Origin of the sequence: Psychrobacter halodurans (genome assembly GCF_017498075.1) — a bacterium.
GTDB classification, from domain to species: Bacteria; Pseudomonadota; Gammaproteobacteria; order Pseudomonadales; family Moraxellaceae; genus Psychrobacter; species Psychrobacter celer.
The window spans coordinates 17,286-34,414 of the sequence record NZ_JAGBKN010000008.1 but is presented as its reverse complement, the minus strand read 5'-3'; the positions used below and the strand labels follow the sequence as shown (position 1 = coordinate 34,414).

The 17,129-nt window shown below is 47.7% G+C and carries 10 protein-coding genes; 4 read left to right on the top strand and 6 right to left on the bottom strand.

Annotation, left to right across the window (positions count from 1 at the left end; translation table 11 throughout):
* Window positions 1–68 precede the first annotated feature (68 nt).
* Complete coding sequence (locus J3491_RS05305; RefSeq protein ID WP_100748910.1) at window positions 69–1,385, top strand: OmpA family protein; 1,317 nt, start codon at window positions 69–71, stop codon at window positions 1,383–1,385.
* Between the two features lie 367 nt (window positions 1,386–1,752).
* Complete coding sequence (typA, locus tag J3491_RS05300; RefSeq protein ID WP_100748911.1) at window positions 1,753–3,600, top strand: translational GTPase TypA; 1,848 nt, start codon at window positions 1,753–1,755, stop codon at window positions 3,598–3,600.
* 181 nt (window positions 3,601–3,781) lie between these two features.
* Here the strand turns inward: typA and J3491_RS05295 are convergent, their stop codons facing one another.
* The 6 genes from J3491_RS05295 to cysM all read right to left on the bottom strand — a co-directional run bounded on the left by J3491_RS05295 (window position 3,782) and on the right by cysM (window position 11,957).
* The gene (locus J3491_RS05295) at window positions 3,782–4,222 is read right to left on the bottom strand and encodes a hypothetical protein (protein ID WP_207969425.1); all 441 of its coding nucleotides are present in this window, start codon (window positions 4,220–4,222) and stop codon (window positions 3,782–3,784) included.
* 312 nt (window positions 4,223–4,534) lie between these two features.
* Window positions 4,535–5,470 (bottom strand): bifunctional DNA-formamidopyrimidine glycosylase/DNA-(apurinic or apyrimidinic site) lyase, encoded by a 936-nt coding sequence (gene mutM, locus J3491_RS05290; RefSeq protein ID WP_207969424.1) that lies wholly within the window; start codon window positions 5,468–5,470, stop codon window positions 4,535–4,537.
* A 76-nt stretch (window positions 5,471–5,546) separates the two neighbouring features.
* Window positions 5,547–8,099 (bottom strand): RelA/SpoT family protein, encoded by a 2,553-nt coding sequence (locus J3491_RS05285; RefSeq protein WP_207969423.1) that lies wholly within the window; start codon window positions 8,097–8,099, stop codon window positions 5,547–5,549.
* A 354-nt stretch (window positions 8,100–8,453) separates the two neighbouring features.
* Window positions 8,454–9,995, bottom strand: a complete 1,542-nt coding sequence (rlmD, locus tag J3491_RS05280; RefSeq protein WP_207969422.1) for a 23S rRNA (uracil(1939)-C(5))-methyltransferase RlmD — start codon at window positions 9,993–9,995, stop codon at window positions 8,454–8,456.
* A gap of 108 nt (window positions 9,996–10,103) precedes the next feature.
* Window positions 10,104–10,928 (bottom strand): 3'-5' exonuclease, encoded by an 825-nt coding sequence (locus J3491_RS05275; protein WP_207969421.1) that lies wholly within the window; start codon window positions 10,926–10,928, stop codon window positions 10,104–10,106.
* A gap of 24 nt (window positions 10,929–10,952) precedes the next feature.
* Entirely contained in the window at window positions 10,953–11,957 is a 1,005-nt protein-coding gene (gene cysM, locus J3491_RS05270; RefSeq protein ID WP_207969420.1) for a cysteine synthase CysM, read from the bottom strand.
* Between the two features lie 443 nt (window positions 11,958–12,400).
* On the opposite strand from cysM, the gene J3491_RS05265 reads away from it, so the two are divergent.
* Both J3491_RS05265 and J3491_RS05260 read left to right on the top strand, forming a co-directional pair.
* Entirely contained in the window at window positions 12,401–15,850 is a 3,450-nt protein-coding gene (locus J3491_RS05265) for an ATP-binding protein (protein WP_207969419.1), read from the top strand.
* A gap of 334 nt (window positions 15,851–16,184) precedes the next feature.
* Window positions 16,185–16,997: a crotonase/enoyl-CoA hydratase family protein gene (locus J3491_RS05260; RefSeq protein WP_207969418.1), complete on the top strand. Its 813-nt coding sequence runs from the start codon at window positions 16,185–16,187 to the stop codon at window positions 16,995–16,997.
* Window positions 16,998–17,129 lie beyond the last annotated feature (132 nt).

The following is a 17,129-nucleotide window of genomic DNA, read 5'->3' as shown; positions in this document are numbered from 1 at the left end:
TATTTTAGAGCGTCTTGAGAAGCGGTTTTGCTTAACGCATCACTAAAATTATCCTTTGGAGGAAGTCCATGAAATTGAATAAAATTGCTCTAGCTCTGGTTGCTGTAGCAGCTGCGCCTTTAGCAGCAAATGCTGGCGTAACAATTAGCCCGCTATTACTTGGTTATCACATGACTGAAGAGTTCAGTGATACTAGTGATAAGCAACGTGATATCCTAAGAACTGGTAAAGACCTATATATGGATGGTCAAACCCCTTCGCAGCCAATCGATGGTCGCAATGGTAACCTTAACGGTGGCGTAGCGCAAGAAAGCGGTCTTTATACTGGTGCTGCTCTTGGTATCGAATTGACACCTTCTACGCAGTTCCAAGTTGAGTATGGTGTTACTAATACCAATGGCGAAGCTTCAGAAAGATCAGCAGATGCTGGCGTAAACCGTTTCGACGTAGAACAAACCATGCTTTCTGGTAACTTCTTGATCGGTACTGAAGAGTTCACGGGTTACACTGACAGCGCATTCAAACCATATGTATTGGTTGGTGCCGGTCAATCTAAAATCAAAGTAGAAAACCAAGAGCAATATGTAGCAACAGCTGATGCTCAAGGTACTACTGCTGGTGGAACTGTAGAAGCTGGTACTGAAGTAGCAAACTCTAAAGACACTATTGGTAACCTAGGTCTAGGTGCTATGTATCGTATCAACGATGCACTAAGCCTACGTGGTGAAGCTCGTGCGATTCACAACTTTGACAACAACTGGTGGGAAGGCATGGCATTGGCCGGCCTAGAAGTTGTACTTGGTGGCCATTTAGCACCTACAGTAGCAGTACCACCTATGCAAGAGCCAGTAGTTGACAACACGCCAGTCGTGGTTGTTGATGACCTTGATTCTGATGGTGATGGTGTACCTGATAGCATCGACGCTTGCCCAGGCACTCCAATGAACGTTGTCGTTGACGAGCGTGGTTGCCCAGTTCCAGTAGATATTACTGATGAGCTAAAAATGGAACTACGCGTATTCTTTGACAACGACAAGTCAACGATCAAAAACCAGTACAAGCCAGAAATCGCTAAAGTGGCTGAGAAGATGCGTGAGTATCCTAATTCTACCGCTCGCGTAGAAGGTCATGCTTCTAAGACTGGTCCTTCAGCACGTTATAACCAACGTCTATCTGAAGCTCGTGCCGTTGCGGTTAAATCTATGCTAACTAACGAATTTGGTATCGCGCCAAACCGTCTAACAACTGTTGGCTATGGTTACAACAACCCAATCGCGCCAAACGATACTGAAGAAGGTCGTGCTATGAACCGTCGTGTTTATGCCATCATCACTGGTGACAAAACAATGACTGTTGAGCAAACTAAAGACATGGTTGTTCAGTAAATAATAACTGATAGACTTAAGTCTTGATTGAAAAACACTCATATATAGTTACAAAAAAAGCCGCCCATAGGGTGGCTTTTTTTTATTTATGTATTGAGAAAAGCAAGTAATTACATAAATTTATCGGGCAATAATGTTATACTAGCAGCCCAAACATTCTGTAAATTGACAGAGTGTACATTAGCATAGCTATCTGTATGATGAATTTATCAGTGTAGATATTTGATTCTCTTGAAATAATTAGAAAGTCGGTACTTATTGGACGACTTTTTAAATCAGTATTAAATACCTGTCTGATTGATGATAAAAGTTTATCCAGCGGCGCTTATTGCTACTGCATTTTTTTAAGACGAAACGAGCATTTTATATGGCGAACGATATCAAACACCTGCGTAACATTGCAATTATTGCCCACGTTGACCACGGTAAAACCACTTTGGTTGATAAGTTATTACATCAGTCTGGTACTTTTGGCGACCGTGCAAACATTGCTGAGCGTGCGATGGACTCAGGTGATATTGAGCAAGAACGTGGTATTACTATTTTGGCTAAAAACACAGCCATCCGCTGGACAGATCAGACTGATGGTACCGAATACCGTATCAACATTGTAGACACCCCAGGTCACGCCGATTTTGGCGGTGAAGTCGAGCGTGTTATGTCAATGGTTGACTGTGTATTGTTGGTAGTGGACGCGGTTGATGGCCCAATGCCACAAACTCGTTTTGTGACGCAAAAAGCATTTGAGCAAGGTCTAAAGCCGATCGTGGTTATCAATAAAATCGACCGTCCAGGCGCGCGTCCTGACTGGGTCATGGATCAAATTTTTGATCTATTTGATAACTTGGGTGCAACCGATGAGCAGCTTGACTTCCCAGTAGTATATGCTTCAGCGCTAAACGGTATTGCAGGTTTAGATGCTGATGATTTGGCAGAAGACATGACGCCACTGTTTAAAACCATCGTTGATGTGGTACAGCCACCTCAAGTAGATGTAGATGCGCCATTCCGTATGCAAATCTCAAGCCTTGATTACAACAGCTTTGTTGGTGTTATCGGGGTTGGTCGTATCCAGCGCGGTAAAGTAAAGACCAACACACAGGTCACGATTATTGATAAAAACGGCAAAACACGTAACGGCCGTATTTTAAAAATCATGGGTTACCACGGTCTTGAGCGTATCGATGTAGAAGATGCTCAAGCAGGTGATATTGTTTGTATCACGGGTATCGATGCATTAAATATCTCAGACACCATCTGTGATCCAAACCATGTAGAAGCACTACCAGCGTTGACGGTTGATGAGCCAACGGTATCTATGAACTTCCAAGTAAACAATTCACCGTTTGCTGGTCGTGATGGTAAGTTTGTGACGTCACGTAATATTCGTGAGCGTCTAGAGCGCGAACTGATTCATAACGTCGCCCTGCGCGTAGAAGATACAGAATCTCCTGATAAATTTAAAGTATCAGGTCGCGGTGAGCTACACCTTTCAGTATTGATCGAAAACATGCGCCGTGAAGGTTTTGAGCTTGGGGTATCAGGTCCTGAAGTTATCGTAAAAGAAGTCGATGGTAAGCTACAAGAACCGTATGAAAACGTGGTTTTTGATATCGAAGAAGAGCATCAAGGCCCTATCATGGAGCAAGTTGGTCTACGTAAAGGCGAGATGACCAATATGGAGCTTGATGGTAAAGGTCGTATGCGTATTGAGGCAACGATGCCTGCGCGCGGTTTGATTGGTTTCCGTTCTGAGTTTTTAACACTAACCTCAGGCACGGGCATCATGACATCGAGCTTTTCTCACTATGGTCCTCAAAAAATTGGTGATGTCGGTGGCCGCGCTAATGGTGTATTGGTGTCTATGGCCAATGGCGTATGTCTAGGTTTTGCACTATTTAACCTACAAAAACGCGGTAAGCTATTTGCTGAGCCACAGCTAGAAGTCTACGAAGGCATGATCGTCGGTCTAAACTCACGTAGTGATGATATGACCGTTAACCCAACGACGGCAAAACAGCTAACCAACGTTCGTGCTAGTGGTACTGATGAAGCGTTGACATTGACGCCAGCTGTGAAGTTCACCCTTGAGCAAGCGCTTGAGTTTATTCAAGATGATGAGTTGGTCGAGGTGACACCAAAAGCCATTCGTATCCGTAAGCGTTATTTGACGGAAAGTGATCGTAAGCGTCACAGCCGTAGCAAAAAAGGGTAAGACAAACCAGAGCTTAAACACTCAGTGCTAAAATATAGTACGAAAATTTGTTTAAGCTCAAAATTCAGTAAAAAAATGGCTAACCCTAGGGTTAGCCATTTTTTTGCATATGCGTTAGGACAAAGATAATGAGATTTAGAGCAAAGACTAAGGCAAGGGGATTAGAGCAAAGAAGCAAAGACTAAGGGGTTACGACCACATAATCATTGGTATTGATTAAGATCTCTGATGGCTGGTCTACGACGATACGTACGACGTTATCATTGACGGCTTGTGATTTATAATAGTTATCTTCGGAGACGGTACAGCCTAAGCAGCGACCCATGGCACTCCACGGCTCAACGAACAGCTTTTGCTGCGCTTGATCTGGGTTACCCCCGATGATAGAAAATGGCAAACTGACGATATAAGCGGCAGTGCCAGCAACTGCATTGACCAGTTGCAAAGGCTTGCCTACGACGGTATCCACGACCATGGTTTCATAAGAGGGGCCAAAGTCGCTTTCATCAATCTCTATCGCTGCCAACGCAGGCTGCATGCTAGCCGCCATAAAACCTAAGCTTGCGACTGCTGTAAAAAGTTTCTGCTTAACGGCGCGTTGGTTGTTGGCTCTAACAGTCATAATGATATCCTAAAACTCATGATTAATATGGTTTGCTGGTGCTTTTAAAGCAACTCGGAAACCGCGTCCCTATAAAGTTACCGCAATAATAGATAGCTTGAATATTACAGATAGATGAATGATTTGCACAACTTATGTAAGTGCTAGCACTATTAAAGCAAGATGTGCGTCAATAAGCAACAAAAATGCGTACAATCGCGCGGCGGAAATAGAAACGGCGATTGTATTATCGATAGACAGTAGAGCATTATGAGTGGTTGTTTAAAGCCAATGAGATAACAGTCAGCTGAGCTGCTAACAGGTGAGCACCACCTAAGAGTTTAGAGGCTGACAGTTGGCACAATAGACACTTGCTCGGCCGTTAAGTTTGATGTTTTTGAGGGGTGTATCGCAGTGTGGACAAGCTTCTCCTTGTCTGCCATAAACATTGAGTGTTTGCTGAAAATAGCCCGTGGTGCCGCTTGCCACCGTAAAGTCGCGTAGAGTCGAGCCACCAAGCTCTATGGCTTTTAATAAAATATCTTTGATATGAGCGACCAAAACCAATAGCTGCTCATAGGAGAGCTGACGGGCTGGGGTGGCGGGATGAATACCTGATAAATATAGGCTTTCTGTCGCATAGATATTGCCCACACCAACGACGACCTGCTGCTCCATAATCACTGATTTAATTGCGCGGGCGATCGGCTGTTTCTTTGATTTGGTGGTACTGGCAGCCGCTGTATCATTGCTGTCGTTAGGTGCAGTTGTCCGCTGAATCAGATGGTACAGATAGTCAGCGGTAAACGCCTCTGACAAAGGCTCAGGGCCTAAGTGATCAAGCAGCTTGGTGCGATAGTCTCGATACCAGAGCACCGAGCCAAACCGTCTAGGGTCATAGTAGTGCAGCTGGGTTTTGTTGTTGTCAGTATCGCGAAATGTGATCACCAGATGATCGTGTTTGCGTTTTTCGGTCGTATGCTCGTGTTGTTGCAGGCTGCCTGACATACCCAAATGCACCAATAGCTTTTTTGGCTCCTTTATATGAGCGTGCTGAGAGCCATCATCAGAAGTAGAGGGTGAGAAGTTTAGGATCAAGTATTTGGCGCGGCGCTCCACACTGACTAAGGTATGATGAATCAAACTTCCCAAATCATCTGGCATAGCCCAGCGCAGTTTTGGCTGAAACACTTGTATGTCAACGACTTGCTGACCATGTAAGGGGCTTAGGCTGGTCTTGGTGGTTTCTACTTCAGGCAATTCTGGCATGATGTTTTATGATAACTCTATGATTAAGGTAAGTTTGTAAGCTTAGGTCAAGGGACAGGCTATAAAAATACGCGCCTTATGCGACGGCACGTCTGGCATGCAAGATACCGTGCTGCTGCTCGAGCTTGGCCAATAGTTTAGACAAGTGCGCCAGTCCTGATACTTCGATATGGAACTTCAAAAAAGCGATATTGTCGTCATTACTTAACGTCTCAACTTGGCGAATATTGACGTTTTCTTTGTCAATAATCTGTGTCAAATCGCGTAATAACCCTCGTCTATCATAGGCCTCTACATGTATATCGACTGGTTGATAGCGGCCAGGTTGGACGCGCCAGCTGGCCTCTACCTCGCGCTCAGGATCACGCTCGATGAGACGCAGATATTCTGGACAGCCACGATTGTGGACACTGACACCGCGTGACAAGGTGATATAGCCGGCGATGGGTTCGCCATGGATAGGGTGACAGCAGCCCGCCAAGTTAATTTCGATATTATCCAGTCCATCGATTCGTATCTTATAGGCATCGAGCTTGCTTGTGTCTTTGGTATCGATGCTGGGTACAAAATCCTCTGGCGGTCGCTCCGGCTCTAGCTGTAGCTGACGCGAGATATGACTGGTGAGCTGGTTTAAGCCGATGTCACCGGTGACCAACCCGACGATGATATCATCGGTATTATTGACATTAAAATACTGGGTATAGTCATTGAGATCGATGCTGTTGGGATGTACGGACAAGCGCTCAAGCTCTTTGCTGAGCATTTGCCGCCCAATCTCGATGTTTTTGTCACGGTCTTGCTTGTTAAACCATTGGCGTAGTTTTGAGCGTGCACGGTTGGTATGGATATAACCAAGCGAGGCCACCAGCCAATCACGATTAGGCTCACGTGAGGCTTTGGTGATGATCTCTACTTGCTCGCCCGTTTTGAGCTGGTAGGTCAGCGGCACATAGCGCTGATTGACCCGCGCTGCCTGTGCGCGGTTGCCCACCTGCGTATGGACATAATAGGCAAAATCAAGGACGGTCGCGCCTTTTGGCAGCTCGGTGATATCGCCATCACGACTAAAGATATAAATGCGCTCCAGCTCATCGAAATCGACTAACTGTTCTTCTTCATCAAGCTCCAGCTCTTCTATTTCTTCGCCTGCTAAAACTGCCGAGCGCGGCTGATTGCGGGTTTCGTTATTAATGGACAAAAGCTGCCGCAGCGAGCTGATTCTTTGATTGAGGTAGTTGTCTTTTTTGTTTTTTAGGCCTTCTTTATAATTGACATGCGCGCACATGCCAAGCTCGGCCTCAAAGTGCATCTCGTGCGTTCGAATCTGTACTTCCAGCGATTTGTTTTCGGCAATGACGGCAGTATGCAGCGAGCGATAGCCGTTGGACTTCGGGTTGGTGATATAGTCGTCAAACTGCTCAGGAATATAACGCCATAAGCCATGGACGAGCCCAAGTACGTGATAGCAATCTGAGGGGCTGGTGACCAAAACCCGTAGCGCCCGAATATCATAAAGCTGATCAAACGATAAGCCTTTGAGCTTCATTTTTCGATAAATCGAGTAGATGTGTTTGACGCGTCCCGATACTTCTCCTTCGATACCGGCGTCTGCCAGCGCCTCATTGAGCTTGTCTTGCACGCGCTGGATATAAGACTCGCGCTCACTGCGTTTTTCTGACAGCAGCTTAGCGATTTCTTTGTAGCGCTCAGGTGCCAGATAGCGAAAAGCCAAGTCTTCTAGCTCCCACTTTAATTGGGCGATACCCAATCGGTGCGCTAGTGGGGCATAGATGGTCATGACTTCTCGCGCCACGCGATTTTGCCGCTCCTTACTAGAAAACGTTAGCTCGCGCATGGCAAAGGTACGCTCGGCAAGCTTTATCAGTACAACACGGACATCGTTGGTGACCGAGATGAGCATGCTGTAGATGTTAGAGAGCTGGTCGCGCTGGTTGTTGACAAAGTGGTCTTCTAAACGCTTGTTGCTCTCGATGATCTCCGACAGCTTACCCATCGCCAAGGTATCTTTGACCAAGGTGGCGATGTCTGCTCCGAAGTTTTTTTCGATATCTGTCAGGTTAATGATAGACTTGCGAGCGCTACGATAAAGCATCGCTGCCACCAAGGCATCTTCGTCTTGATACAGGTACGTCAAAATATCGGTCATGCCAATACCTGTGACATAAGCACCTGAGCGCTCGGACTCACTGGTATTCATATGGCTGCGAATAAACTCACAAGCCGCGCTGAGATTGGGCACCGCATCTTGGCCGATACGTTTGGCGACATTGTCCAGCCACGTTGGGACGTCGATGTTGACTTGATCTAGATTAATCGCCTCCAGCTCTTTTTTGGTCAGGGTGTTGTTTTTGTCCAAAAGCGGATTGTTTGCATACTCATTGGCAAGCTTTGGGTCATGTGTATGCAGCGCAGGGTCGGCGGAGCGATCAAAGGTGGTGTGCAGCTTATGAGTGGCCAGTTGGTATTTGATATCGAGAGGAATTTGGGCATAGCTATTGGCAGATTGGTGAGAGCGCTGGCTCGCAACCAGTTGCGCCGCTAGTGTGGCACTGTCAGCTTGAGTGGTTTGTCCATCCACCAACGGCAATCCTTCACGAATTTTGACCATAGCCGACTCCTCTTAGCTATCTTGAATTGATTATAACTTCATCTACTCTGCACGCACTTTGGATGAGATCACAAAGTGTCAGCTATAAACCAATACAACTGCTAAAAAATCCTTTTTTAGCAGCTATAAAATGCAAATAAAATATATAAAGCTATGAGTGCACGTCTTCGCCATGTGCTGATAGAGTAGACATAGGAAGATTGTTTATTATTATCTCATTTTGAGGCGACAAATCAAGCGAGGCTATGTAATGTCTGTTGTTGATAGGTTGAACTAGCGGGTTTGCCTCGCGATATTATCTATAGTTTTGATAAAGACAGCGTGTCCTTGTTTGGTAAGGACACGCCAGTAATATCAGACCGCAACCTTCTCAAAACGGGCAATGGACTCTACATGACCGGTATGACAAAACATATCCATCACCCCAGCATGCGTCAGGCGATAGCCTTGCTCTAATAAAGCCTTGGTGTCGCGTGCGAGCGTCGCTGGGTTACAAGAGACATAAACGATGCGCTCAGCGTTGAACTTGGGCAGATACTGCATAATCTCCCACGCGCCAGAGCGTGGTGGGTCGATCAAGAGTGCATCAAAGCCTTGGTTGGCCCACGGCTGATCTGAGCAATCATGCGTCAAATCCTGACTATAAAATTCTGTGTTGTTAAGGCCATTACGGCGAGCGTTGTCTGCGGCGCGCGCGGTCATTGCGTCACTGCCTTCTACGCCGACCACCGAGCCTGTCTCTCCGACAAGCCGCGCTAAGGGCAGACTAAAATTGCCCAGTCCACTAAACAAATCCAGTACCCGTTCGCCTGCTTTTAAATCCAACAAGTCGCAAGCAAGCTTGGTCATTTGACGGTTGACGGATAAGTTCACTTGCGTAAAGTCAGTTGGAATAAATTCATACGTCAGGTCAAACTCGGGTAGCTGATAATACAAACGTCCAAACTGCTGACTCATATCATCATCAGCGCTCAAGGCGATACGCTGAATGCTATCAGCACCTTTGGGCTGTAGATACAACTGCCAGTTGCGCGCTGCAAAAAACGCCTTTAGTTTTTCTACATCCGCCTCTGACAACGGCGCCAAATTGCGTACGATCAAAGCAACGGGCTGATTGCCGTCTGGTAGTCCGTCTATTTGTTCACCCATCGCCAGCTCAAGCTGGGCAATCTTGTCACGGCTCTCTAAAGTACTAATCAGCGCTTTTAGGTTTTCAATCTCAAAACCGATACGCGGGTCTAGAATATGACACTCATTTAGCTCCGCCAAAAAGTTACTAGAGCGCTCTCGAAATCCGACCAAGGCCGTTTCTTTTTTGGCGACATAGCGTACGCCCAAGCGCGCTTTGGTGCGATAGCCGAGGCGATCACCGACCACAGGCGCCAGCCAAGTATCAGGCTCGGCATTGGCCTGATGGATGAGCATCTCTGCCAGTACTGATTGCTTAAAATTGATTTGGCCATCTGGCTGCCAATGCTGCAAGCTACAGCCGCCGCAGACGCCGAAATGCGGGCAGGGCGGAACCGCGCGCTCAGGATTTGGATTGGCCGTAATACTCACAGCGTCGCCTTCTTCAAAGCTGGCACGACTGTTGGTCAACTTCACTAAAGCGCTCTCACCTGGTAAGGCAAAGCTGACAAAGACTTTTTTGCCGTGCTTGTCTTCGATATGGCCGTCATCTACGCCAAAGCCATTACCATATATCGCCACGCCGCGACCATCATGTGATAGACCATCAATCGAAAAAGGCAGCGGCTCAGCTTCTTTTAACCGTCGGCGCGTCTTTGAAGAGGGTTTGGACTTTTTTTTGTTGGGCGGAATGGTGATTGTTTGGCGAGCGCTCTCAGGCGTCGTCGCCTCGGGTGCCGTAGAAGTCTTTGAATCGGTGGGCTGCATAAACCTGCCTTAATAATAAATGATAAATAACGAAAAATAAGGGTGAGTGCTACTGTGTATAGCTCTGCTCATAGCACTGCGGTAATATCGGATGGTCAATCACAGGGTTTAAGCGTCGGGTGCCGACGACCAATCAGCGATAAACTCATGATGACGTGGACTGCCATCTGCTTGGGTATATTGTCTTAAATAAGTCAGGCTCTGCTGCTGCCATATATCAAAGTCCTGCAAAGACAGCTGTCCGGTTAGTCGTAGCCAGCGCAAATAAATCAGCCACGTATTCATGACATCAGACTCGCAATATATCGACAGTGTCTGCCAATCTGCATCATTAACCAGATCCCCCACCATGCTACCATCGATACTGGTTTTGCCAGGCAGACCGTAGAGGCTTGCGACCACGTCCATGGCTTCGCGGCGACTAGCACCATACTGGCTAAATCTATCCATCAAGTCTAGATGGCGAGTATGAAAGCGATTGACGTAATTATCAAAACGCATGTTTTTGATGCGCTCGCCTTCTTCAAATAGCCATGGCGCTGCCAAGTCATACTGCATGGCGCGATAAATAAGCACCGGAATATCAAAGCCAGAGCCGTTCCAGCTGATCAGTTGCGGCAGTTTTTCAAGATCATTAAACGCCCGAAAAAACTTAGCAAGAATGTCTTTTTCGCTAAATTTGTCCGCCGTCAAAGAAAACAAAGAAAACTGACCGTCTTTGATATACAGCGCTGATATACAGACGATACGCTGCAGCGGCAGACGCATAAAATCATGTCCCGCTTCTTGTGTGCGTATCGCTGTCAGTGCGCTGAGGGCATCGGCATCGTTAAGCTCAGCCAACTGCGGATAGATACGGCGCGCCGCATCAGTATCGGCAACAGTCTCGATATCAAAGACCAGTATCGGGTCGGATGGTAAGGCTTGTGACATAGGTAAACCTAATTAATTGTTGGCTTATTGTGCGGCGTTTTCTGTACCGTTAACGACATTGTCGTCATTAACACTGTCGTCATTAACCTTGTCGTCATCTACATTGTATAAACCAGTCGATAAATAACGATCGCCGCGGTCGCAGACGATAAAGGCGATGACGGCATTAGGGTTTTCTTTGGCGACTTGCAGTGCCGCCCATGCAGCGGCACCAGATGACACCCCAGCGAAAATGCCTTCGGTTTTGGCCAGTTTGCGCATATAGATTTCGGCGATACGTTGATCGACATCCATCACCTCATCGACCAAATCAGCCTCAAAGATACCCGGCATATATTCAGCAGGCCAGCGGCGGATACCTGCGATAGAGGCGTCTTCTTCAGGCTGTAGGCCAATCACTTTAATATCTGGGTTTTGCTCTTTTAGATAGCGAGACACCCCAGTAATCGTACCTGTGGTCCCCATAGAGCTGATAAAGTGAGTAATTTTACCGTCTGTTTGTGTCCACAGCTCAGGGCCTGTGGTGAGATAATGCGCTTGGCTATTGTCAGGGTTGTTGAACTGGTCCAACACAATCCCTTTGCCATCGGCTTGCATCTGCAGAGCCAAGTCGCGCGCCGCTTCCATGCCTTCATCGACCTCGATGAGGGTGGCACCATAAGCCGTCATGGCGTCTTTGCGCTCTTGGGTTGAGTTGGTCGGCATCAGCAGCGTCATCGGATAGCCGCGCATGGCGGCAACCATGGCGAGCGCGATGCCCGTATTGCCGCTGGTGGCCTCAATCAGCATATCACCTGGTTTGATATCACCGCGCCGCTCTGCTTGATAAATCATATTAAATGCTGGGCGATCTTTTACCGAGCCTGCTGGGTTATTGCCTTCTAGCTTGGCCAAGACCGCCGTGCCACCCGCAATCTGCTCTTGCTCAGGCAGGCGCTGCAATTTCACCAAGGGTGTCTGCCCGACGCAATCGGCAAGGGCGGTAACTTGAGAGATGAAGGTGGCGTTTGACGTGGCCGTAGCTGACATAAGATACCCTTATTGTTAATATGAATGTTCAAACCTGATTTATGCACTTGCAAAGCGTGACACAGCGCGCAAAAATAGCGGCAAGTAAAAAGCTGCGCCATTATATCATTTTGTTTTTGCCTACGCTGAATGCATGCAGAGATTTTGGTAAATGAATGGTGCTTATAAATGGTAGTTGAGACAAATACTGTTAAAATACTTGTATGATTCAGAGGCGTTATGATGCAGCCACCACACTTATCGCCATGACTGATACCCAACGACTGATAGCTATAGCCAAGTGATAACGATAGCGCTATAGTACAGGACGCGATGGCGCAAAGTCGCTGTGATAAATCTAGCGTATGTCCTCCATTCAATTGATAGTCATCTTATCTTGTTTTTATCATTATTTTAAAATGAGGACACGCCCTAGCAAAACATTGAGATGAGAGCGAGCTTGCATGGCACACAAAAAACGTTTTGATACCAGTAGCGCCTATGGTCAGCTGATCATATTGGTGTTTTTGCCGATATGTATATTGGCCGCTGTCGGCGGTATTTTGGTGTTTCATGAGACCATGCGTGCCAGCGACTCTGAGCAAGAAGTGTTGGCCGAGGCGGTGCTGATTCGTTATACCCCAGAGATTGCAGATCTGATTCCTGAGCTGTTAGAGCAAGAGCGCCAGCAGGCGGGCAGTGCCTCCAAGGCTGCCGTCTCGACCCTAGAGGGCATTCGTGACAGGCTAGGCCGCATGCAGTCCGAGCAGCACGTGCAGCGCATCGCGATTGTCAATGAAGACAATAAGGTGCTGGCCACGGTCGGTTACGGGCTCAATGAGCCTTGGCCATTGATTGATGCTTCAGCGCAATTTATCTCGCAAAAACCCACGCCGATCGGCACCGCTTATGGCAGTGTGCTTGGTGAATTTGAAGGGCAGCGGCTGTGGTTGCTCGTCGATATGGACAACGAGCCGCTGTATATCGCGCGTTATCGCATCGCCATGGCGCTAGTGATTACGGGGTTGTTTACCATCCTGATTTTGCTGTTGAGTTTAAATATTTACTCAAAACGCTGGATCGCACCGATTTATGAGCTGCGCTTGCAGTTGCAGCGCACTCACGTCGACAATTTATATCAGCCGATTCCGGTGGAGTCGGATGGCGAGCTAAATTTATTGCAGCAAGATTTGGTCAATACCTTGCGCCGCTTGCACAGAAGCTTTCAAGACCTCAAAGACCATGCCGAGCAGACTGAGGATGATTTGCGTTTGGCGTTTGATGAGATGGAAATGCAAAACATCTCGATCAGAAACGCGCGTGATGCCGCCATCTCAACCAGCCAAGCCAAATCGGCGTTTTTGGCCAATATCAGCCACGAGCTACGCACCCCGCTCAACAGTATTGATGGTTTTATCAACCTACTGGCGCGTCACGGCGAGCTAAATCCTGAGCAAGATTTGTACGTACAGACCATTCGTAAATCCTCAGCACATCTGCTGGCGCTGGTCAACGATGTCTTGGATTTTTCTAAAATCGAGGCGGGCAAGCTGGTGCTTGATCGTCATGAGTTCGATCTTTATGACACCATTTATGATGTGGTCGATATGCTCTCGCCAGTCGCCGCCGAAAAAGGCCTGCGCATGGCAGTGCTGTTTTATAACGATGTGCCGATGCGTATCAATGGCGATGCCTTACGCCTCAAGCAAGTACTGACCAATATCGTTGGCAATGCGATTAAGTTTACCGACAGTGGTGATGTGGTGGTGCGGGTCAGCCTTGATGATCACCGTGATAATTATCTGATGATAAGTGTGCAAGACAGCGGTAAGGGCATCTCGCTTGCTGATCAAAAAATGCTGTTTCAAAGCTTTAGTCAAGGCGATCCTTCTATCACGCGTCAGTATGGCGGGACTGGGCTGGGTTTGGTCATCTCCAAGCAGCTGACGCGATTGATGGGCGGTGATATTGGGTTTTATGACAATGCGCAAGAAAACATTGCCAATCAAGGAGCAACGTTTTGGTTTCGCATGCCAGCGCACGTCGATGTGCTCGAGGCGGCGACAGGGCAGACCATTGAGCTGCCTGTGCTCGCGCCGCTTGCTAGCGAAACTGATGAGTTTAATGTGCTGGTGTGGATCAACCATCCAGCCTCGATACAAGTGCTCAAAGCCAGTCTGCAATATCTACCAATTCAGCTGACCCAAGCCAACTCATTGCCAGGTGTGCTTGAGTCGTTAAAAGAGCATGGTAATTACTGGGACTGGGTCATCGTCGATGATGATACCCAAGACGATATGATGGCGCTATTAAAACAGATTCGTCTGCACTATCAGGGTAAGCTTGCTGTTTTTGGCTATCAAGTGGCCGCCGATCAGGCTCTGCTCAATCGTTATCATGCCAATATCTTATATGAGCCTTTGGATAAAAGGCAGCTGTATGCCATGCTCGATACACAAAATCGCCGCCAGCCAACGAGTCTGCAAGAGCCGCGCTGGAAAGGGGTGACGGTGTTGGCGGTTGATGACCATCTGCCCAATCTCTTGGTACTCGATGCGCTGCTTAGCGAGCTGGGTATTCATGTCGTCACCGCCAGTAGCGGTTTTGATGCGATAGAGATTATCAGTAAGCAGCAAACCAAAAATCTGAAAACTGCCAAAAACCAAAAGCAAAGCCTGTCAAACAAAACCCAGCTCTCTAAAGCCGAAGCGCGAGATGACATGACCAAAAAGTCAAACTCTGCGCTGTATGCAGAGGAGACGGTCAATGAAGATAAAGGCAGCAACCAAGACAATTATAAAGACACCCACAAAGACAGCATCGACTTGATATTTATGGATATCCAAATGCCGCGTATGTCTGGGCATGAAGCGGCCAAGCAAATCCGCAGTATCGAAAGCGATGACAGTCATATTCCTATCATTGCCTTGACAGCGCATGGGTTGGCTGATGAGCGTGACAAGCTAATAGCTAGTGGTATCAACGACTATGTCGGCAAACCCATTAGTCAGCCGCAGCTGCTACAAGTGCTGCAAAAATGGTTGAGCCGCACCTCGACCACGCCGCAACTAACCGCGCTATCTGAAGCCAATCTACAAGGACTGGGCTTGCAAGACACGGATGCGGCCTCTAGTCACATCGACGCATCAACAGACATCGACACGCAAACCTTCTCTGAATGGCCGCTGGGCGCGACGACCAGCACGTATCCTGTCAGTAAAAGCGAGCGCACTACCGATGCTAGCGAGCCGCCAAAAATAACGCGACCATTATCACTCAAAAAAATCCGTGATGACTATTTGCGTGACAGTCAGCCGCGCGAAGACTATAGACGAGAGACACCGCGAGAGACTCAGCCGCGCTACGATAGCTTACGCTTACAAAAGCAAGGACAGGCACCGTTGCTGAGCCTGCCATCAGGGTCAATGGATCATACCAGCGAACCAAATATTGATCTAGCCGCGCGGCCGCAGGAGCAAAAGGATACAGCGATAGACAGCCCGTATTCAGAGATTTTGGACTGGCAAGATGCGCTGACTCGCTCAGCCAACAAGCCTGATCTGGCAGCCAAGCTGATCATCATGATGCTCGACACCATCAATGATGAAAAGCAAGCGTTGACTCAAGCATGGGAGGCGCGTGACCGTAGTATGCTGGCGCAAATTGCCCATCGTATATTGGGCGGTAGCCGCTATACTGGCGTGCCGCAGCTGCGTCAGGCCAGCCAAGATTTAGAAGATAAGTGTTTGTTGAATATCCAGCATACCACGCCTGCGCAGTTTGCCATGCTCCAGCCTTATTACGAAGAGCTACTGACCGCATTAAATAATTTGCAAACGCTGGATTTGTCCGCCTATCCGCAGCTCAATTACCATCGTCTAAGCGAAAACGACATGACGTGGAAAATGATTTAGGAGTAGTGGTTTAGAAGTAGTGATGAAGTAACAGTGATTGAGAGGCAATAAAAAACGCAACTTCATGTTGCCATGCTCGTATGGTCGATCCACCATAAAATAAATACCGTGCGACTGGGAGTGATTTTGCGCAGCATCTGCCTGCATCGCACAGCAAGCAAAATTGATACCAGTCGCGCGCAAAAAATCACGTACTTCTTTTATGTAGAGTTGACAATACAGTCTCGCTATAAAGTATCGTGGCAGTCAGTTATTGCTAAGGTAGGATATGGATAAGCCTGCTAACATTATCGCTATCAGTCTATCTTTTACCCATTCATAAATAAGGATCGTTATGAACGCCATTGCAACTTACCAATACGAAACGCTACAAGTGAGTGTCACTGATAATATACTCACTGTGACGCTAAATCGTCCGCACAAAAAAAACGCCATGAGCTTTAAGGTCGTAGAAGAGCTAATCGCTGTGGCAGGCCGAGTGAGCAAAGATAAGACAATACGAGCGGTCATCTTAAACGGTGCGGAAGGGACGTTTTGTGCTGGCATCGACTTGGGCGATTTGAACCATCCAAAAAATCAAGCGTTTGCAGTGTGGGAGCTGATGAAGCCGTGGCAAAGCTCGTTTCAGCGTGTTTGCTTGGTCTGGCGCGATGTGCCAGTACCGGTCATCGCGGTCTTAGAAGGCTACTGTATCGGCGCTGGGCTACAATTGGCGCTGGCATGTGATGTACGCATCAGCCATCCTGAGTGTAAACTGTCTATCATGGAAGCCAAGTGGGGGCTGGTGCCAGACATGGGTCTGACGCAATCGGCGTATGGTGTGGTACGAGAAGACGTGCTAAAAGAGCTAGCGATGACAGCACGCATCGTCGATGCCAGCGAAGGCAAAGCGCTGGGTCTGGTCAGTCATTGCAGCGAGACGCCGCTTGAGCAAGCACAGCAGCTCGCCGCTGAGCTTGCCGAGCGCTCACCAGATGCGGTACTTGCCAGTAAGCGTGTGATCAATGCCATGCATCATCAGCCTGCAACCACGCTCTATAAAGAAAAGATGTGGCAGCTAAAAATGATGCTGGGCCGTAATCGCAAGCTTGCACTGAGAAAAGCCAAGCAAGCCAGCACCGCCTTTGCCAAGCGACAGTTTCGCTAGTCTTTTATAATGAGTCATAAATCATAAGGGTTTACATCAGAGGTAGAAAAATTTAGACAGAGTCTTATGTTTTATATTGAGTGTTTTTAGTGGTTAAGGGTTGTTTTATTCGCGTTAGGCGTCTATTGCAAT